23 protein-coding genes are annotated in these 19,483 nt (G+C 39.1%); 5 read left to right on the top strand and 18 right to left on the bottom strand.

Annotation, left to right across the window (positions count from 1 at the left end; all coding sequences use genetic code 11):
* Positions 1-55 precede the first annotated feature (55 nt).
* Complete coding sequence (locus EP1_RS08280) at positions 56-991, top strand: aldo/keto reductase (RefSeq protein ID WP_067626327.1); 936 nt, start codon at positions 56-58, stop codon at positions 989-991.
* A 17-nt stretch (positions 992-1,008) separates the two neighbouring features.
* On the opposite strand, the gene EP1_RS08285 is transcribed toward EP1_RS08280, so the two are convergent.
* The 4 genes from EP1_RS08285 to EP1_RS08300 all read right to left on the bottom strand — a co-directional run bounded on the left by EP1_RS08285 (position 1,009) and on the right by EP1_RS08300 (position 5,687).
* Positions 1,009-1,986 carry a D-2-hydroxyacid dehydrogenase gene (locus EP1_RS08285; protein ID WP_067626329.1) on the bottom strand — a complete coding sequence of 326 codons (978 nt, stop codon included), beginning with the start codon at positions 1,984-1,986 and terminating at the stop codon, positions 1,009-1,011.
* A 318-nt stretch (positions 1,987-2,304) separates the two neighbouring features.
* A complete protein-coding gene (gene proS / locus EP1_RS08290; protein ID WP_067626331.1) occupies positions 2,305-3,744 on the bottom strand; it encodes a proline--tRNA ligase in 1,440 nt (479 codons plus the stop codon).
* Positions 3,745-4,059: 315 nt separating this feature from the next.
* Complete coding sequence (locus EP1_RS08295; protein WP_067626333.1) at positions 4,060-4,911, bottom strand: DUF368 domain-containing protein; 852 nt, start codon at positions 4,909-4,911, stop codon at positions 4,060-4,062.
* 209 nt (positions 4,912-5,120) lie between these two features.
* The gene (locus tag EP1_RS08300) at positions 5,121-5,687 is read right to left on the bottom strand and encodes an NAD(P)H-dependent oxidoreductase (protein ID WP_067626335.1); all 567 of its coding nucleotides are present in this window, start codon (positions 5,685-5,687) and stop codon (positions 5,121-5,123) included.
* A 265-nt stretch (positions 5,688-5,952) separates the two neighbouring features.
* Here EP1_RS08300 and EP1_RS13815 point away from each other — a divergent pair, with 265 nt between their 5' ends.
* The gene (locus EP1_RS13815; RefSeq protein ID WP_425552605.1) at positions 5,953-6,228 is read left to right on the top strand and encodes a hypothetical protein; all 276 of its coding nucleotides are present in this window, start codon (positions 5,953-5,955) and stop codon (positions 6,226-6,228) included.
* A 356-nt stretch (positions 6,229-6,584) separates the two neighbouring features.
* Here EP1_RS13815 and EP1_RS08310 read toward each other — a convergent pair whose 3' ends face one another.
* The 14 genes from EP1_RS08310 to EP1_RS08375 form a co-directional block, all read right to left on the bottom strand.
* Positions 6,585-7,781: an acetate kinase gene (locus EP1_RS08310; protein ID WP_067626338.1), complete on the bottom strand. Its 1,197-nt coding sequence runs from the start codon at positions 7,779-7,781 to the stop codon at positions 6,585-6,587.
* A 47-nt stretch (positions 7,782-7,828) separates the two neighbouring features.
* The gene (locus EP1_RS08315; RefSeq protein ID WP_067626340.1) at positions 7,829-8,836 is read right to left on the bottom strand and encodes a class I SAM-dependent methyltransferase; all 1,008 of its coding nucleotides are present in this window, start codon (positions 8,834-8,836) and stop codon (positions 7,829-7,831) included.
* A 171-nt stretch (positions 8,837-9,007) separates the two neighbouring features.
* Positions 9,008-9,322, bottom strand: a complete 315-nt coding sequence (comGG, locus tag EP1_RS08320; protein WP_245630596.1) for a competence type IV pilus minor pilin ComGG — start codon at positions 9,320-9,322, stop codon at positions 9,008-9,010.
* The gene (gene comGF / locus EP1_RS08325; protein ID WP_067626345.1) at positions 9,315-9,728 is read right to left on the bottom strand and encodes a competence type IV pilus minor pilin ComGF; all 414 of its coding nucleotides are present in this window, start codon (positions 9,726-9,728) and stop codon (positions 9,315-9,317) included. The genes comGG and comGF overlap by 8 nt, the downstream gene beginning before the upstream one ends.
* Positions 9,715-10,002: a competence type IV pilus minor pilin ComGE gene (comGE, locus tag EP1_RS08330; RefSeq protein ID WP_245630597.1), complete on the bottom strand. Its 288-nt coding sequence runs from the start codon at positions 10,000-10,002 to the stop codon at positions 9,715-9,717. Before comGE ends, comGF begins: the two co-directional genes overlap by 14 nt.
* A complete protein-coding gene (gene comGD / locus EP1_RS08335; protein ID WP_067626349.1) occupies positions 9,980-10,441 on the bottom strand; it encodes a competence type IV pilus minor pilin ComGD in 462 nt (153 codons plus the stop codon). The genes comGE and comGD overlap by 23 nt, the downstream gene beginning before the upstream one ends.
* Positions 10,422-10,691, bottom strand: a complete 270-nt coding sequence (comGC, locus tag EP1_RS13675) for a competence type IV pilus major pilin ComGC (RefSeq protein WP_067626351.1) — start codon at positions 10,689-10,691, stop codon at positions 10,422-10,424. Before comGC ends, comGD begins: the two co-directional genes overlap by 20 nt.
* Positions 10,688-11,701, bottom strand: a complete 1,014-nt coding sequence (comGB, locus tag EP1_RS08345; protein ID WP_067626353.1) for a competence type IV pilus assembly protein ComGB — start codon at positions 11,699-11,701, stop codon at positions 10,688-10,690. The genes comGC and comGB overlap by 4 nt, the downstream gene beginning before the upstream one ends.
* Positions 11,676-12,611 (bottom strand): competence type IV pilus ATPase ComGA, encoded by a 936-nt coding sequence (gene comGA, locus EP1_RS08350; RefSeq protein ID WP_067626355.1) that lies wholly within the window; start codon positions 12,609-12,611, stop codon positions 11,676-11,678. The genes comGB and comGA overlap by 26 nt, the downstream gene beginning before the upstream one ends.
* 71 nt (positions 12,612-12,682) lie before the next feature.
* Positions 12,683-13,336 carry a tRNA (guanosine(46)-N7)-methyltransferase TrmB gene (gene trmB, locus EP1_RS08355; protein WP_067626357.1) on the bottom strand — a complete coding sequence of 218 codons (654 nt, stop codon included), beginning with the start codon at positions 13,334-13,336 and terminating at the stop codon, positions 12,683-12,685.
* 127 nt (positions 13,337-13,463) lie between these two features.
* A complete protein-coding gene (locus EP1_RS08360) occupies positions 13,464-14,246 on the bottom strand; it encodes a phosphotransferase family protein (RefSeq protein ID WP_067626360.1) in 783 nt (260 codons plus the stop codon).
* Positions 14,247-14,335: 89 nt separating this feature from the next.
* A complete protein-coding gene (dat, locus tag EP1_RS08365) occupies positions 14,336-15,205 on the bottom strand; it encodes a D-amino-acid transaminase (protein ID WP_067626362.1) in 870 nt (289 codons plus the stop codon).
* 3 nt (positions 15,206-15,208) lie between these two features.
* On the bottom strand, positions 15,209-16,417 hold the full coding sequence (locus EP1_RS08370; protein WP_067626364.1) for an ABC transporter permease: 1,209 nt from the start codon (positions 16,415-16,417) through the stop codon (positions 15,209-15,211).
* Between the two features lie 64 nt (positions 16,418-16,481).
* Positions 16,482-17,228: an ABC transporter ATP-binding protein gene (locus EP1_RS08375; RefSeq protein WP_067626366.1), complete on the bottom strand. Its 747-nt coding sequence runs from the start codon at positions 17,226-17,228 to the stop codon at positions 16,482-16,484.
* A gap of 286 nt (positions 17,229-17,514) precedes the next feature.
* Here EP1_RS08375 and EP1_RS08380 point away from each other — a divergent pair, with 286 nt between their 5' ends.
* The 3 genes from EP1_RS08380 (at position 17,515) to EP1_RS08390 (ending at position 19,439) form a co-directional block, all read left to right on the top strand.
* A complete protein-coding gene (locus EP1_RS08380; protein ID WP_305040961.1) occupies positions 17,515-17,973 on the top strand; it encodes an HIT family protein in 459 nt (152 codons plus the stop codon).
* Complete coding sequence (locus EP1_RS08385; RefSeq protein ID WP_067626370.1) at positions 17,974-18,360, top strand: YtxH domain-containing protein; 387 nt, start codon at positions 17,974-17,976, stop codon at positions 18,358-18,360.
* 146 nt (positions 18,361-18,506) lie between these two features.
* Positions 18,507-19,439 (top strand): peptidylprolyl isomerase, encoded by a 933-nt coding sequence (locus tag EP1_RS08390; protein WP_067626373.1) that lies wholly within the window; start codon positions 18,507-18,509, stop codon positions 19,437-19,439.
* The last annotated feature ends 44 nt before the right edge of the window (positions 19,440-19,483 follow it).

Raw genomic sequence — 19,483 nt, forward strand, 5'->3', positions numbered from 1 at the left:
CTAAAAATAGAATGACTCTTTGAATCAAACAGCAAAAATAAGGAGTGAATACGATATGTCAGATGTACGAATTGGAAAATCACAAGTCTATGCCAGTGCCTTAGGCTTAGGAACAAATGCCGTCGGCGGACACAATCTTTATCCGAATTTAGAAGATGAAAACGGCAAAGAAATTATTCGCACAGCACTTAATAATGGCCTTACTCTGTTAGATACGGCTTTTGCTTACGGCCATGGTCGCTCGGAAGAATTAATCGGCGAAGTTTTGCAAGAGCCAGAGTTTGACCGGTCACGTGTAATCGTAGCAACGAAAGCGGCCCACGATTTGAAGCAAGGCGGAAAATTTAACAACTCTCCAGATTTTCTGCGGGAGGCTGTTGAAACAGCTTTACAAAGACTACAAACAGATTATATCGATATTTTCTATATCCATTATCCTGATGAAGCAACGCCAAAAAATGAAGCAGTCCAAGCTTTACGTGAATTAAAAGACGCAGGTAAAATTCGAGCCATCGGTGTTTCTAATTTCTCCTTAGCCCAATTAAAAGAAGCCAATCAAGATGGCTATGTCGATATTGTTGAAGATCGTTTCAGCTTGCTACATCGGGAACACGAAAAAACTTTATTTCCTTACCTAAAAGCCAATGAAATTAGCTTTGTTCCCTACTACCCATTGGATTCTGGTCTTTTGACCGGAAAATATGACCAGGAAACTCACTTTGAAGATAGTGATTTACGCAGCAAGAATCCCGATTTCAAAGGCGAACGCTTCAAAAAAATCATCCATACCGTTGACCAGCTAAAACCACTCGCCAAAGATTATGATGCAACAGTGACACAACTAGTTTTGGCTTGGTATATGAAACATCCGCAAATCGATGTAGTGATTCCGGGAGCTAAACGTCCAGATCAAGTTGAAGCTAATGCTAAAGCCGTCGACATCCACCTTTCTACAACAGACTTTGATAAGATCGATCAACTTTTTAAATAGAAGAAAAGGCCGTGACGTTAATCCGTCAGGGCCTTATTTACAACATTTTTGGCTTGACCCACTAGAAAGGCCGCTAAATTATCGACTGCGATTCCCATCAAGCGTTCCCTCGTCTCTAAAGGACGCCAAGCAATATGGGGTGTAATAAAACAATTTTTGGCTTTTAATAATGGGTTATCCCCGGACATGGGTTCTTTTGAGACGACATCTAAGCCAGCCGCATAAATTTTACCTGCATTCAACGCTTCGGCAACTGCCGCTTCATCGATTAGACCGCCGCGAGCACTATTTAATAAAATGACGCCATCTTTCATTTGGTTAATGGCCGTTTGATTGATCATCTGCTGCGTCTCGTCCGTCTGAGGAACGTGTAAACTGATAATATCAGCTTGTTGGTAGAGTTCAGTTAGTGACACTTGTCGCGCCCAAGCAGCTTGCGGAGCTTTTTCCCGGTGATTCCAATAAATCACCTTCAGCTTGAAGGCCTGAGCGATTGCTGCCGTTGCTTGTGCAATTTCACCGTACCCGATCAAGCCGATTGTTTTTCCTTGCAATTCCATCAAAGGAGTTTTTTGATAGGTAAAATCGACGCTACTTTGCCACTCTCCCAGATGGACCGAGGCATTGTGGGCGCCTACTTGGTTCACAATTTCTAATAGCAATGCAAAAGTAAATTGTGCTACGGCGTCGGTTCCGTATGCGGGAATATTCGTTACTGGTATCTTACGCTTGCTAGCTGCATCAAGATCAACCACATTGTACCCTGTGGCCATCACACCGATATATTTTACTTGTGGAGCAGCTGCCAAAACTTCCGCATCGATCGGTGTCTTGTTGGTCAAGACTACCTCTGCCTCACCAATTCGTTCAATAATTTCCTTTTTATCGGTAAATGAAGTTCGTTCATAAACCGTCACCTCACCAAATGTTTCAAATCCTTGCCAACTTAAATCACCGGGATTCAAGGCGTAACCATCTAAAACTACAATTTTCATGCTACTTGCCTCACTTTCTACTTGAAATTATTCTACCTAGTTTTTTTCTAAAAGAAAAGCACCAATACCAGACTGAAACTACTCATTAGCTCACAGGTCGCTAATGGGTTTCCTCCACATTATGCTAAGAGGCCATTGCATTAAAACAAGCCTAGGAAAGTTATCAAAACTTTCCTAGGCTCTAAGAATATAACCGCACAGATCACTTATTTGGGAAATCAAATTCCCTACTTTCCTGCATACTGGTGGCTGATTGATTAAACAGTAATTGCAAAAACTTATTTATCTAAAAGTGATACTGTGACGGATTTCCTCAAATTAATATGCACGTGCGATCCAAACAGTGTGTTTCGCAGGCTTTCCACTAACGATATCGACCGTTTTTTCAATCGGTGGGTTAAATGGAATATTTCTTGTCGTGAAGCCAGTTTCTTCCTTGATCTTAGCTTCGGTTTCCTCGGTACCATCCCAACCAATCAAAACAAATCCAGGGACTTCACCGGCTTCTTTTGATTTTGCGATGTGTTCCTTCAACTCATCTAATGTATCGATGTCAGTATGTTCATTGGCTCCATAACGCTTTTTAGCACTTTCGAATAAACGTTTTTGCATCACATCAAGTTGCGCTTCGATATACTCTTCAATACCATCTAAAGAAACGGATTCTTTTTCTGCTAAATCACGCATTTTAATAACCGCTTGATTATTTTCTAAATCGCGTGGTCCAAATTCCACTCGTAAAGCCGCACCTTTTAGTTCCCATTCGTTGAATTTGAACCCTGGTGTATTATCAGTCGTATCAATGCGAACCCGTAGACCTTTTTGAACTAAAGCTGCTTTTAATTCTTTCAAGCGATCAAGAATCTCCGGTTTCTTTTGCCAAGGACCCACTGGAATTAAAACAACTTGTGTTGGTGCCACTTTTGGCGGCAAGACTAATCCTTGTTCATCACCATGAACCATGATCAATGAACCAATCAAACGAGTTGAAATCCCCCATGAAGTGGTGTAAGCATGTTCATGCTCGTTGCTGCGGTTTAAGAATTTAATATCAAAAGCTTCAGCAAAGTTTTGACCAAGGTAATGAGACGTTCCTGCTTGGACGGCTTTCCCGTCACGCATCATTGCCTCTACAGAATAAGTATCGACCGCTCCAGCAAAACGTTCTGAAGGCGTCTTTTGTCCACGGTAAACAGGAATCGCTAAGGTATCTTCAATCAAAGTCGCATACGCTTCTAAGATACTCATCGTCCGTTCACGAGCACTTTCTTCGGATTCATGAGCGGTATGACCTTCTTGCCATAAAAATTCTGACGTCCGTAAAAATGGCATCGTCTTTTTCTCCCAACGGAAAACGTTCGCCCATTGATTGATTTCGTATGGCAGGTCGCGGTAAGAATTGATCCAATTAGAAAAGGCATCGCCAATCAATGTTTCTGACGTTGGCCGTAAAGCATACGGTTCTTCTAATTCTTCGTCACCGACTTTCGTTAGCCAAGGTAATTCAGGTGCAAACCCTTCAACGTGTTCTTCTTCTTTTTCTAAGAAATGTTTAGGAATCAGCATTGGGAAGTAGACATTGCGAATGTCTTGAGTTTTTAGGTATTTGTTAAAGTCCTCTTGAATATGTTCCCATAATTCCCAGCCATCTGCTTTAAAAATAATACAGCCACGAACAGGTGAATAATCCATTAAATCTGCTTTTTGAATCGTTTGTAAATACCATTTTGAAAAATCTTCTTTTTGTAAGTTTGTCATTCATGCATCCTCCTAAAAATAAAATAAAAAAACCGTTCCATCCCTACATCTCTGTAAGGACGAAACGGATAATTTCGCGGTACCACCTTGCTTGGTCAAACTTTGTTGACCCAACTTTCAGCTCCAATAACGCTAGAGTCGCGTGTTGTTTTCACAACATTCAACTTTGGTAGGTTCATAAATTCCAGAGGACGTGTTGATCTTTCAGCCGGTGAATCAACTCTCTGCAGTCATAAAAATTTATTACTATTCCAAATGCTTAACACCATATTAAAGACTTCTCATCAAAATTGCAAGCCTAAATGTTAATCTTTTTTAATCTTCTGGGACATAACGTTCTTCTAGTCGGCTCATCCACCAGCCTAAAGCGGCTCCTAGAAGACATAAAATTCCGCAGCCAAGAAATCCTAAAAGACCGATTCCGCTATAATCTGTCGGCACAATCATGACTGTTGAGGCAAAGACGATCCCCAAAATAAAATGAAACATCGGGGCATAAAAACGGCTGAAGACCCAGTCCATCAATTTCGATAAACTCAATACGGTGACTAATCCACCAATCCCAATTGGAATGATCACACCCAAATCAATCGATTTGAACCCATCAGCCATTGCCTTATACATCCCCATATAAACTAAGAAGTTAGAGGGGCTTAATCCTGGTACAATCAGCCCTAAGCCAATCAAAGCACCTGCAATCATCCAAGTGAAGAAGTTTTGATCGACTGTTCCAAACAAGCTCGAGCCTTTCCATAAAAATAAAAAACCAACGACGAAGCTAACGATCATAATTACTAAATCTTTCGTTCCTCGTCCATGTTTGCCAGCTTCTTTCCATAATGCCGGGACCGTACCAATAATACAACCGACAAAGAACCAGAGCATGATCGTTTCAAATTCACCTAATAAAAAACTAACCGCAAAAGATAACACGAAAACACCAGTCAATCCGCCTAAACCGACTGGAATGAAAAATAGTAGATTCTCTTTGAAATTTTTAGTAATGTGGGCTAAAAATGAAATGATTCGCTCATAAATTCCAAACACAGCAGCCAATGCACCACCGCTGACCCCTGGCAGAATAAAACCTGAGCCAATGAACATCCCTTTGATGAAGCGTAAAAACCAATCGCTCTTATTGGGCGTTGTAACTTTTTCGTTTTTCATAAAAAATAAGTCCCTCTTCTTTCTTTTATATCTTAGTCAGTGTATCGGTAAAAAGAACACCATGCAAGACCCCTCGCGGCTCTTCCAATAAAAAATTAAACAATTTTTTTGAAATAAAAGAACTGATTAGCTTAAATTCTACGTTGACCTGCTCAAAAATTTATCCAAAAAAAGATTTGAAACTCACAAAAAAGGAGTCTCAAATCTTTTTAAAGCTTTTCATAAACCGAATCCAGATGGGCTTGGCGTTCATTCGCGGATAAGTGTTTCACCGAACCTAAATGGTACCAACTAATATTTCGCATACCAATATCTTCTAACGTCGTGGTCAACTGGTGCTTGTAACTACGAGTACAGTGTTGATCCAACTGTTCTGTCGGTTGATCTGAGGTAGTAAAAACAACGACTGAATCGACGGATAACAGCGGTTGAATGCCATTCCCACCATCAAAAAAGGCGAATTCATTTAATAATACTTTATCAAGAAAGCCTTTTAAACTTGCTGGTGAAGAATACCACCAGATGGGAAAAATCAAAACCAGTTGAGTCGTTTCCCGCAAGATGTTCATATAGTGTAAAACTAACGGATCCAAGACTGAGCCACTTTGATACCCTGCCAATTCCGCTTCACACATCACCGGGTTAAAACCGTCTTTATTTAGATCAATCACCTGATAAATTTTTTGATCCTGTTCCAAACCAGCGATTAATTGGTTTAAAATACCATGATTAAAACTTTCTTTCCATGGATGATCAATAATCAACGTTGTTGTCATGCCAACCTCCCCAGACCCTTTTTATCAAAAATAGCACAAATGTATTGCATTTTGATGTCAGTTTTATTTCAAACAAACTAAGAACAGACTAAAGTTAAGTTATCTTTTCAAATTGCTGGTTTAGTCTTGCTCGTTTTTACTATGCCGAGTTTCATAAAAAAACTTTTTCTAATTAAAACATCCCCTTGCATGACTATCTGATCCTCGTTAAACTAGTTATAAAGGCTAGCTACAACTCAGTAAAAAATTTAAGGAGGATCAGCCCATGGTAAATGAAGCGCAAAAAGATTTTAATGCGATGTTGCAAGAAGACAAAGGGATGCCAAAAATGCAGATCATTACTGACAAAGCTACCATCAAACGATACGGTGGAAACAAAATGTACTTCGCCCCACCATTAACTTATGATGTACTTATGAGAAAAATTCCAGCTGGAAAAATTATCACTACTGGTGCGATTAGGGAATATTTAGCGAAGGAAAATGGAGCTGATTTTACCGAACCAATTACAGCAGGTGTTTTTATTTCGATTGCCGCTTGAGCTAGCGAACAACGCACTAGTGACCCGACACCTTATTGGCGAACATTGAAAGCACACGGTGAACTCAATCCAAAATTTCCTGGTGGCATCGAAGCCCAAAAAATGAAACTCGAAGCAGAAGGCCATACTATTGTTGTGCGAGGAAGAAAAAAGCTAAGATATTATGTAGAGGATTATGAAAAAAGCTAAGATATTATGTAGAGGATTATGAAAAAAGATTGTATCAATTATAAGCAGACCGACTGAGCAAGACAGTCAAAAGCTGCTCGCTTAGTCGCTCCACTTGAAAAATTTGACTAACTCCTTTTCTGACAGATAAAAAAGCCTTTTACCAAATTGATAAAAGGCTAGGAAGCTTATTTACTTAAACGTTGTACATCACGAGCAATCATTACTTCTTCATCGGTTGGAATCACGTAAACTTTGACGCGAGAATTTTCAGTTGAAAGCTCCGCTTCTTTGCCGTGAATACTCTTGTTAACGGCTTCGTCGATTTCGATACCAAACCAAGTCATTTTTTCTAAAACCATCCGGCGGACAGGATCAGCATTTTCACCAACACCTGCGGTAAAGACAATCGCGTCAACACCGTTCATCACAGAAATATATTGTGCGATGTATTTACGAATTCGATCGCAATAAATTTCTAATGCTAAGATTGCATCTTCATTGCCTTCATCGGCACCTAGTTCGATATCCCGCATGTCACTTGAAATCCCCGTTAAGCCTAACACGCCTGATTTTTTATTTAAGACATCGATCATTTCATTGATATCTTTAATACCGGCTTTTTCCATCAAATAAGGTAATAATGAAGCATCGATATCACCTGAACGAGTACCCATGGTTAAACCTGCTAACGGTGTAAAGCCCATTGAAGTATCTACTGACTTACCGCCTTCAACCGCAGTGACTGAACCACCGTTTCCGATGTGGGCAGTGATAATTTTAGTTTCTTCAATTGGTTTACCTAATAATTCTGCGGCCCGTTCTGAAACATAGCGATGACTAGTTCCGTGGAAACCATATTTACGCGCTGCATATTTATCATAAAACTCTTTAGGAATACTATATAAATAATTGGTTGCAGGCATAGTTGCATGGAAAGAAGTATCGAATACCGCAACACTCACAATATTTGGCAAAATATGACGGAATGCTTTGATTCCCATTGCATTTGCTGGGTTGTGTAACGGGGCAAACTCGCTTAATTCTTCAATTTTAGCTAAAACGTCATCATCGATCACAACAGAATCTTTGAAGTATTCTCCACCAGCTACTACACGATGACCAACACCGGTAATTTCATCAAATGAAGCGATAATCTTTAATTCGATTAATTGATCCAACAACATTTGAACAGCAACTTCGTGGTCTTTGATATCTAAGACTTGTTCAAATTTTTGACCTTCACCATATTTGATTGTAAAAATCGAATCATTAATCCCAATTCGTTCCACGATTCCTTTAGCGACAACTGACTCTTCTGGCATTTGATAAAGCTGCCATTTCAAACTTGAACTACCTGCGTTGATTGCAATTGTTTTTGACATTTTAACTCTCCTTTAATATTAAATAGCTATTGGCTCATTCGAGCGGATTATAAATTAGAAGACTTCCAGTCCTCGAATTTTTTAAAGAATTCTGTTACTTGTGCTGGATCTTTTAATGACGGTAAATGAACAAGTAAAACTTTCTCTACCTGTTCAGCAGTCTCACCTTTTTTCTGTAACAGTAAGATACTTTTGCGTGAATGTTCTGATTTAAATAAATCATCTGGCAACTGAATAATTCCTTGTAGCAATACTTCAGTCTTCAACCATTTTTGTAATAATGGGCCTTGCTCCGTCTCAAGAAAATTGCTTGGTACTAAAAACAGACCAAAACCATCAGGCTTCACATAATTCATCGCTTGCTCCATCAATAAATGATGCGCATAACTATGTTCTTTTTCCGAATGGGTCACAAATTTTTCTGCTTGCTGATCATTGGGATAATAACCAACTGGCAGATCTCCGATTACATAGTCAACAGGATCGACTAATAAATCTTGCAAGCTGTCTTGATGGAATAATTTGATTTCTTCCTCCATCAATAAACTATTAGAAGCGGCGATTGCTAATAACGTTTCATCGTTATCAACTCCGACTCCTTTTACAGAATAGCCAGCAACTGCTAGATTAATCAACGTTGTCAGTAATAAATTCCCTATACCGACCGCAATATCTAAAATTGCGATTGGGTGATCCTTGCTCAACGTTAATTGCTCAATCAAAAAGACAAATAAAAAGCCGATGCTATCTGGCGTCAATTGATGATTAGGCTGCAAATTTTCTGTCTTAGAACCTTTTAATAGCATTAATTGGGTCAATTTCCGCCAATCTTCTTTACCTAATTCTAATGCTAATAATTCTTGATACAGTGCTTCTATTTGGGTCACTGTCGCTTCGTTGGGTTGCTGATCAATCACACGTACTTTGGCATTGTCCACTAAGTTCTCCGTATTTTCGATGTAAGCGTCAAAGAAAGAAGTTCCTAATGATTGCTGCAATGTGATGATTGCTTCTTCCATTAACGAAAAAGCTGTTTCAATTTTCTCTGGATTCATCTCGCACCTCACAAACTAATATAACACTCACAATACCTGTTCTATTTTAGCGAAGATATTTCAATTAATCAATCGCTTTCTTTCTTTTATCATCGAATTCCTAATTCAGCCTAAAACAATCTCTTATCTACTTTTCCGTGTCATTTCATCAATTCCACTAACTATGTTACTTTACCGCGTTTGATGTGCTATTTTTTCAGAAAAATGATATGTTTTTTTTTTAATTTTCACTGTCATTTTTAATTGATCTTGTACAATTTCATAAGCTATTTCACCTTTATTAAACGACCAGGTGCCTTTTTTTGTTTTCATTTCAACGTAATCAGCTAAAAATAATTCCCTCGCAATTTTTGCTTGGTATAATTGTTCCGTCCGTACAACCAAATCAGCTGTTTGATAATAACTAGTAGTTAAATTTAAGACTAAAAAACTAAACAAAAAAATAGCCAGTAAGACAGAGAGCAAGACTCCGCCATGGCTATTCAAAGATCCACGTCCCCTTTTTCTGTTTTCCATCAGTAAAAGTAACGCTAAAATCCACTCCCTGATTTTCTTCTTGGCAAACAAATTTTTTCACTCCTGTCAGTAAAGGTTGATAGCCACCTGATTGACGTTTAATTATTTTATCCTTAAATTGCTGGATAAAAACTGATTCTTCCGCATCGGTTTTACAAATGATTTCATTGCCACTCGTTTCGATGTACGGAAGCTCCGCCAACTCATTGTCTAGTTGCAAAAGGTAAATTTCCCACTCCAATTGATGATACCCTTTTAAACTCTGCTCTATTTTGTTAGCATGTTGAATTAATCCTGCGAGTAGTAAAAGAACCCCGCTCAGCATAATCAGTGCTACCATACTTTCTAATAACGTAAAACCGCTATTTTCTTTCAATCACAATTCCTCCTTGACGATTTAAGGCCGTTCCCGTCTCAAAGGAAACTTCAATTTGTGAATTATTTAGAGTCGCTTTAGGGGCATGTAGTCGGCAACGACGCGTCTCGGTATATAAATCACGATAATTGGCCAGATTAGCTAACCGTTTCTGGCCTTCTTGTTGAAGCTGTATTGTTATCTTCAAATAGCTCGAAACAATTAACAGCAAAATCGCCAAACTGATCAAACTTTCTAATAAAATATAGCCTTTATTTTCTTTCAAAGCGTCCACTTCCCATTTGAAATTGATAGGTGACAGCCTGTCCTTCATCGATAAAAACAATTTTGGGAATACTACCATTTCCCGGCTGATTCGTAGAAATATTTCCAGTACCGGCTTTAAATAAAACTGCATAACTGCTACCCAATTGGAGCGAGGAAGGTACTTCCAGCTCACGCCAGGGTAATTCTGTATGATTGGTAAAAAAGACAATCAGTTGCGCACTTTTATACAGATCAATCCGTGTGCCGCGATGATCTGCAATCGCAACTTGCTGCAGATGCAAGATTGATTTTTCCAATTGATAATAAAAAAATTTCTTTTCTAATTGCTGTTGCCACTGCTTTAACGCGATTGTCGGCAATAAAATGAAACTGCAAACTAAAAATAAAACAAGCAATGTCTCAAACAAAGTGAAGCCAGCATGCTTCTTACTTCTGTGCTCGTTCATAGGCTTTATACTGTTCTTCTTTGACATATCCTTCATCGATTAACTCTTCTCTGCTTGGTTTCTTGCCGTGATCTAATTCATAGACTTCTATCTGAGTCTCAACAACCTTGGCAATCGCTCCATCGCTTTTTTTGCTGGCACTATCCTTTTGGGTCATTAATTTAGGCACAAAGAGTAACAAAAGCAAGCTGATGATAAAAAGAACCACTAACATTTCCAACAAAGTGAAACCTGAAGCTTTCTTTTTCACAGTAGTCCCTCCAAATTGGTCAATGGCAAAAGCATCGTTAAATACAAACTGACGATCAATAACGCAACAAGCAAGAAGACGAAGGGTTGCAACCATGAGCATAAAAACTCCAACTGATTAAAAAAACGTTGCCAAACCAATTGACTGTAAGTAAGCAATTCTTTCGCTAAATTCCCGCGAGCTTCACCTTGAAAAACGATCCGGCTGAATTCTTTCGTCAAAAAAGGATAGCGCTGCAATTCCTTCGCTAAAGTATTTCCTTGCGCTAGACGAATTTTCAAATCAGCAGCTACTTCTTGCATCAATGATTCGCCATCAATGACCAATAAACATTCAATGATTTGATGCAATTCAAGTCCTTGCTGAAAAAGCTTGCCCCACTCTAAGGCAAAATAAGCAGAATAATAATTGCTAAATAATGTCCCAACCAAAGGAATCTTGGCTAAAAAACGAAACCGCACTAAATAATTTTGGCGTCTTCCCCATGATTGCCAGCCTAATAATAAGAAAAGTAAAAAGGCCAGCAGGATTAGACTAACGAGTGGGACTGCTTTGATTAATTGGACAGAAAAATCTCCACTGCGAATCATGCCACTAGCTAAAAGTTGTGGTAATAAGAAAAAACGCATGCCTAATAAAATTACAATCAAAAAAAGCAATAGCAACAATGGATAAGAAATTGCTTTGAGAAAATTCTCTCGCTGCTGTTGTGTCAGCCGCATCTGTTTCGCAATCCCTAATAAAGTCTGGGCTAAATCTCCATGGGATTCTGCCAACTCGAGCTGCAAGACTTGATCGTTAGAGTAGTCTAACTGAGTGAAACTTACTGCTAAAGATCTTCCTTGTGCCAAATCCTGTTGAACGATGTTCAAAATAGCCGCTTCAAAAAGATTCGCATTGCTGAAAAAAGCTATTGCCTGTTGTAGGCTGAAACCATTTTCTAGCAGATCACCTAGCAGACGAGCAAAATTCATTCGTTGTTTTCTAGTTAGTTTGCTTTTGTGCCACACGTTTTAATCCTTCTTCCCAAGTAAATCGAATATTTTCTTGATAAAAATGATAACTCGTCAATAACCCGATTGTCTCAGCAACCGGTAAAAGTTCTTGATAGACGATTCCTTGCAAACATTCCTGTAATAATGCCGCTTCTCCACCAAGCTCAAAGACTCGCGCTTGAGCAGATTCCAAACTAGCGGCATGCAGTGTGGCATACACACAATGACCTGTTAAAGCCGCTCGAATAGCACCTTGAATCGTTTTTTTATCACGAACCTCGCCAATAATTAAAACATCCGGATGATGCCGTAACGATAATTTAATCAGCTCATCATAACTTTGCTGAATCTTTTCATTGACCTGCAATTGTAAAAAATCCGGCTCTTCAATCTCAACGGGATCTTCAATCGTAATCACCTGTCCCACCATTTCGCGCGCCAATTTGTACATTAGGGTTGTTTTCCCCGAACCAACGGGGCCGCAAAATAAATAAAGTCCCCGTCTTTTGGATTGGCTTTGAATTACTGCTAATTGTTCTGGTAAATGATAGACTTCTGGACTACGACCAAATTGATGTAAAAAGCGAATAACAAGACTTTCCTGTTGTAAATAATCACCCACTGTCGACAATCGTAAGCGTTGCTCGCCATGAGGCAAGGAATAGGAAATTGCGCCGAGCTGAGCTTTGCGTTTTTCGCTGACATCCATTTGACCCAAGTATTTAAAACGATTAATCAGTTGCAAGGCGGTTGCTGTGTCCAGTTCATTGTTAATCAATGATGTATTAGTCATTTTATATTCATAGCAGGGGCCGCGTCGAAAAAAATAGCGGTATTCTTCTCGCCGAGGTAATAAATAAAAATCTTGCATCTGATGCTCGAAGCCATACTCAATCAATTCATTCGAAAGCTGTTCAATCTCCATTCCTCCCACCTCAAAAATAAAATACGCAAAAAAAAAAAAAGCTGAACCTTAAAAAGTTCAGCTTCTTAAACTCATTTTTTAGTTTTATCTTGGAACCGTGCTTCAACGCGATAAATCCGCTGACCTTTATTGGAAAATTTCTCTTCATATTCCGTCATGATATTGCCTTCATAAGCACTTTCATGTAAGTCTAACCAAACTTGTTCCAAAGTCATGCCGTATTTTGAAAAACTGCTTAAAGAATATTCAAACAGGCCTTGATTATCGGTTTTAAAGTGGATCTCTCCAGCTGGTCGCAGGATTTTTTCATCCACCACTAAAAAGCTCGGTGAAGTTAACCGGCGCTTTTCATGTTTTTTCTTTGGCCATGGATCAGAGAAGTTTAGATAAATTTGATCGACTTCACTGTCTGCAAAATAATTTGTCAATTCAGAACCATCTACATGCAACAGTTGTAAATTAGGCAGTTGGACTTCGACTAATTTATCTAAAGCGATTGAGAGAACACTCACTTGCATCTCTATACCGATATAATTAATTTCCGGATGTGCCGCAGCCATCCCTGTAATAAACTGGCCCTTTCCCATGCCGATTTCAATCTGAATCGGCTGGTCATTTCCAAAACGTTCTGACCAACGACCTTTCCATGCTTCAGGATCTTGCACAACATATTCAGGCCGAGCTGCCAGCATCTCCGCAGCGCCTGGACGATTTCTTACTCTCATTGTTTTCCTCCAAAAATCTATTTCTTTCATTTCGCTATTTTCATTCAAACCCGTTCGTTCACTCAATAAATGAAGCATTTTTCCCAAAATGTGGAAAAATGCTTCATTCGCTCATCGGCTTGTTTTCTTAACTACCGGCAAAAATTCGTTTTAGCTGCAAAATGGATTGATTCATATGGTGGTATTCCTGACGTTTATACTGGCGAGCAATTTCGAGTAACAAACTCATCAAGCCATACCAATAGACCCGCTCCATATTTTCATCGGTCGGGCGCATCCCGTAGCGGACCAGCCATTTACTCCAGCTTGAAAGTGGCACATAGTTTCCTAAAATCGTCCCAATATCAAATGCTGGGTCAGCAAACATCACTGAATCCCAATCAACCAAATACAAGTAATTGGAGCAGACCAACCAATTTCGATGATTGACGTCGCCATGAACGACAGTATAATTTTTTTTGGCATAGGTTGGAATATTCTTTTTCAAATAATTATAGACCAGTTCGATAAAGCCATTTTGCTCAATCAATGTCGGCAAATTAGCTTCATAATCAGCTAATAACTGCTGCGGTGAAACTTGACGTCCACCCATTTTTTTTAACATCATTTTTAATGAAGGCGAGTGATGCAAATGATAAAGTACATCCACCACGTCATTTCGTCGGGGGATTTCTTCAGGTTCAAGAATGCGACCGTCAAGCCACTCTTGAGCCGTTAATGTGTCGCCGTTACCTGTCCGCTTAATCCAGACCAGTTTTGGTGCAATTCCTTCACGAGATAAGGCCGCCAACATGGGGGTAGTATTTCGCTTAATGAAGACGCGATCTTCGTCGCGATAGCCGATATATGTTTTCCCTGTATCACCTTTGATCGGCTGTACGTGCCAGTCGCTATCTAACTGAAACTCCATTCCCAAGGCCCTCCCCTAGCATTTTAAACGTATTTACTATTGTAGTCGGGGAAGAGTACTTCGTCAAGAGCATGTATGTTCTTCTTGCTTTATTTTTCTTCACGATGAGCTTGGACGGCTAAATCAACCGCTTCAATATACGCGTGAAGAATTTTCTTTGTAACTTTTCCCGGCATCCCATCACCAATCGGCTGGTTGTCAATTTCAACGATGGGTAATATTTCAGCAACAGAACTCGTTTTAAAACACTCATCTGCCGCGAATAATTCTTTGACCGTAAAAGCCTCTTCTTTCAGCGTTAGATTCAGTGTACGAGCTAATTCACGAATTTTTATTTTAGTGATTCCTGGCAATACTAAATTACCATCAGGATGCGTGTAGAGTACTTCGCCTTTCACCATCCAAAAATTTGATGCCGAGGCTTCAGTCACGTAGCCATTTCGAACCAACACCGCCTCTTCGTAGCCATTTTGCTGTGCTTCATCTAGAGCCATGATATTTCCTAATAAACTAATTGATTTAATATCACAATGGAGCCAACGTTTATCTTCGACTAAACCAGCCCGAATTCCGATTGCTTGTTTCGCACTTGGGCGCGAAGCAGGCTGAATATCTGCCATTAAAACCGGCGGAACTACTTGAGGATCAGGAAAATCATGCAAACGCGGTTTCGCCGTGCCACGAGTTACTTGAAAATAGACCCGTGCATTCGCCAGACCAACCTCAGCTGCTAAGCGATGCAGACGCCGACTTAATTCTTCACGAGTAAAAGGCAAGCTCATCCGAACTTTTTCCGCACTGACCCATAAGCGCTCCAAGTGTTCCTTTTCCATATAGAAATAACCGTCATAAATCCGAATAACTTCGTAAATTCCATCACCAAATTGATAGCCGCGATCCTCTAGATCGATTTTTACTTCTGACTCATCGACGATTTGATCATTCCATAATACTTTCATTCACTAATCCTCCATTTTCTTAATTCTTGCTGGGAGATAAAGCCACGCAAATAGTCCGATTTCCATTAAAAGTACCACAAGTAAGATGAAACTTTCTACTATGCTAGATTGAAGCAAGCTACATAAAGTAAAAATAATCGCTGCAGCTATTAATAAAATCACCATCAAACGTTGCAACGCCTGACGCTTAAATTTTTGGGGCACTGGATATAGCCGCAACGCACTGATATAATCAAATTGTTTGTATAATGGGATCATTTGAAAGCCGATTAAATAAATAAATAGCAGGCTAACTCCCACAATAAAACGAAAGTCATTCAATGAGAACAATAAAATCCCGCCCACAATCAACAGGCGGAAAAATAAACCACCAAATTCAGCTCCTCTTAACGCACCTCGCGCAAATAAATATAAATACGTATTCTCTTGTTTAAAGGAAATACGCGCTAAAAGACCATCCAGATATTTTCGCCGCCGAACTTTTGCCTCAATCTCTGGAACATCGGTAAACAAATTAATGAATTGATAGATGCGGTGCAAGCGACTATTTTCCTGATCAATCATCTTACTCCAATCTAACAGCCGCCCATTTTCTTGTGTCAAAGAGACAAAGGCTCCTACCGTCAGAATTGCTGCTAACATTCCAAGCCAAGCCGGTCCATAAAGACCCACAAAAATAATCAGACCACTGGTAATCAGCCAGCTTATTGTTAATCGCGTTACTTGAGTACGAGTATCTTGATAGCAGGCCAGGCGTTGAATGCGTAGATGACTAAATTTCAGCCCCCACAACATCACTAAGAAAAAGAAAAAATTTGCAAAACTAATTTGTTTCGCCAAAATAACTAGCGGCAATAGCGCTCCGCAAATCAACAGTTCGATAGTGAAGGGCAAGGCCAAAGAATGGCGAATTCCCCTTGATAAATAGCCGCCCATTTCAGTTTCTTTCGGCAATAAAAAAGTCATATCCGCCGGCTCAACCAATGTAGCGAGCCTGCCTAACGGTAATACTAGCCACCAAATAATGCCTACGATCGGCAAGCTCCAAGGAAAATGGGGTGGCAATTGTTTTAGTAAGTTAGAATAATAAAATCCTAAACCTCCTAGTAAAAATAAACACACCAAAACAAAATGATCATTTAACACATACCGCATATATTTCATCATTTTTTTCTGATGCCGTTGACGTCGCAATAGAAAAAAATCAGCCATCATCCTTCTCCTTTGTCTTCTTAATAAAATTCCAGACTCGTTTCATTGAACCCTTAGCTTTCGCCTAACTTTCAATAGCTAGACTGGCATCTTTAGTTAACGCCAGATAGATTTCATCTAAAGATGAACCCGGCAGTTGGAATTCTTGTTGCAATTCTGCTAAGGTTCCTTGAGCACGGACCTCGCCTTCGTGGAGCACGATGAAACGATCACAATACTTCTCAGCAGTCGCTAAGATATGTGTAGACATCAAAATTGCGGCCCCTTGCTCTTTCATGGTCACCATCAATTCCAGTAAAGCATTGATTGCCAAAGGGTCCAGCCCTAAAAATGGTTCATCTATGATATACAAACTGGGTTGAATCAAGAATGCACATAAGACCATCACTTTTTGTTTCATCCCTTTAGAAAAATTCACCGGAAACCATTCTAACCGATTTTCCAATCGGAAAGTTTTTAGCAACGTTGTAGCCCGCTTCATAGCTTCCTCTTTGGGAATCCCGTAGGCCATTGCCGTCACCTCGATGTGCTCCCGTAAGGTTAATTCTTCATATAATGAAGGCGTTTCAGGAATATAACCGATTTTTCTGCGATAATTTTCTGGATCTTGCTGTAGAGTCAAATCATCGACCACAATTTTTCCCTTTTGTGGCGTCAACAAACCGATAATATTTTTAATCGTCGTTGATTTTCCCGCACCATTCAAACCGATTAATCCAATCATTTCACCATTTTCAACTTCAAAACTGATATTTTTCAAAACAGGCAAATGACCATAACCGCCTGTTACTTGGTCAATCACTAATCCCATGTACTCACTCCTAATTGCTATCATATTTTCACTACTTTTTATCGCTGTTTGTTGGCTAACCAATCTGCTTTTAAGTTGCTCCCCTACCTATGTTATGAAAGCAGTGCGGAAACGCAATTAGCCAAACAGATAGACTGCAATTTTATAATTAGTATTATAGCAGACTCCCTTAGATAATTAATCTTCTCTTGCGCTTTTCCCGCACAAGTAGAATAAGTTATGGTAAAGTAAAAGAAGCATTTACCGTCGCTGATGCCTCTCTTTTCGCACAAGCGACGCAAAATAAATTACTAAAGATCAATCGGAAAGGATGTTCTTAATGGAAAATTGTATTTTTTGTAAAATCATCAACCAAGAGATCCCTAGTTACAAAGTTTATGAGGATGAGAAAGTCTATGCTTTTCTAGACATTTCACAAGCCACTAAAGGTCATACTTTAATTGTTCCAAAACAACACGTCACGGATATTTTTGAATATGATGAAGAAATCGCCGCAGCCGTCTTTGCCCGGATTCCTAAAATTGCCCGAGCATTAGAGAAAGCTTTTCCTGAAATGGAAGGATTGAATATTCTAAATAATAATAAAGAATTGGCCTATCAATCTGTTTTCCATTCTCATATTCATTTAATTCCCCGCTACAGTAAAAAAGATGATTTCTCGATCCATTTTGGAAACCATACAGATCAGCAGAGTCCCGCAGAAATGCAAGCAATTGCTGATAAGATCAAGGAACAGGTGAAATAAATGAGTTTTTTTAAAGGAATCTTATTTGGTGCTGGTCTTGGAACATTAGGCGGCTTATTATTAGCTCCTCGCAAAGGGGAAGCGACTCGAGAAAAAATCATTACCAACACGCGGGAATTAGTCGAATTAACCGATGAACTAAATGATAATCTGTCCGCTTTTCGAGAATCTTTGGTGACATTAAAAGGGACGTTTGATACCCTAGTCCCCGCTTTTAAATCTGGTGTCGAAAAAGATGTCGCGGATTTTCGTTTTCAAGCCGAGCCTCGCATCCAACAAATTCAAGCACAGTTAGATAAAATCAACCAATCCTTACCAGAGAGCGAGACCCAAACGGTAATAAAAAAAGGCCGTTTCTCATTAGAAAGACCAACAACGAGTCATTAATAGTTTCTTTTCCTTTCATAATTATGCCTTTAATGTGAATTTTCTCGGAAACTATTTTTATCCTCTTTCTTTTACATTTTTAGGTATGGTATAGTTGAAAAGGAAAGAAATACTGTAAATTATAATTTAGGAGTTGTCGCAAAGAAATGAAAAAAAAGATTCTTTTAGCCACTGCCGGCTTACTAAGTGTCATCACATTGGGAGCCTGCTCAGGTAGTTCCAATCAAGAGATCGCCACTATGAAAGGCGGAAAAATTACCGTTGAAGACTTCTATAATGAAGCCAAAAAAGATCAAACGAATCAAAGCTTAGTTCGTAATATGATCATCTATAAAGTGTTCGAAAATGCTTATGGTGATAAAGTCACGGACAAACAAATCGATAAAGAATACAATAAACAAGCTAAACAAATGGGTGATAGCTTTGAAAGCCAATTAAAATCTGCTGGCTATACAAAAAATTCGTATAAAGATTATCTAAAACAATCTTTAGCTTTCCAAGAAGGTTTGAAAGCTCATATCAAGATTACTGATAAAGATCTGAAAACAGCGTGGGAATCCTTCCATCCAGAAGTTACTGCTCGGATTATTCTAGCAAGTAGCGAAGACGAAGCCAAAGAAATCAAAAAACAATTGGATGATAAAGGTGATTTTGCTAAGATTGCAAAAGAAAAATCTCAAGATTCCACAACGAAAGATAAAGGTGGCGAAATCAAATTTGATTCGCAATCATCAACGGTACCCGCTGAAGTCAAAGAAGCTGCCTTCAAGCTAAAAGATGGTGAAGTTTCAGATGTTATTACAGCAATGGATGCTTCGACTTATCAATCAAGCTACTACATTGTCAAGATGGAGAAAAATTCATCTAAGGGCAATGACATGGATAAATATAAAAAAGAATTGAAACAGATCGCTGAAGATACTAAAATGACTGATCAAACCTTCACTTCTGAAGTTATCTCAAAAGAATTGAAAAAAGCCAATGTGAAGATTAAAGACGATTCATTTGAAAACATTCTGTCTGATTTCTTGACTACTACAAGCTCAAGTAATAAAGCAACCACTGAATCGACAAAATAATTTAAATGCTTAAGGGGACTTCCACACGGAGTTCCCTTTTTTTT

It is taken from the genome of Enterococcus pseudoavium NBRC 100491, from assembly GCF_001544295.1.
GTDB classification, from domain to species: Bacteria; Bacillota; Bacilli; order Lactobacillales; family Enterococcaceae; genus Enterococcus_A; species Enterococcus_A pseudoavium.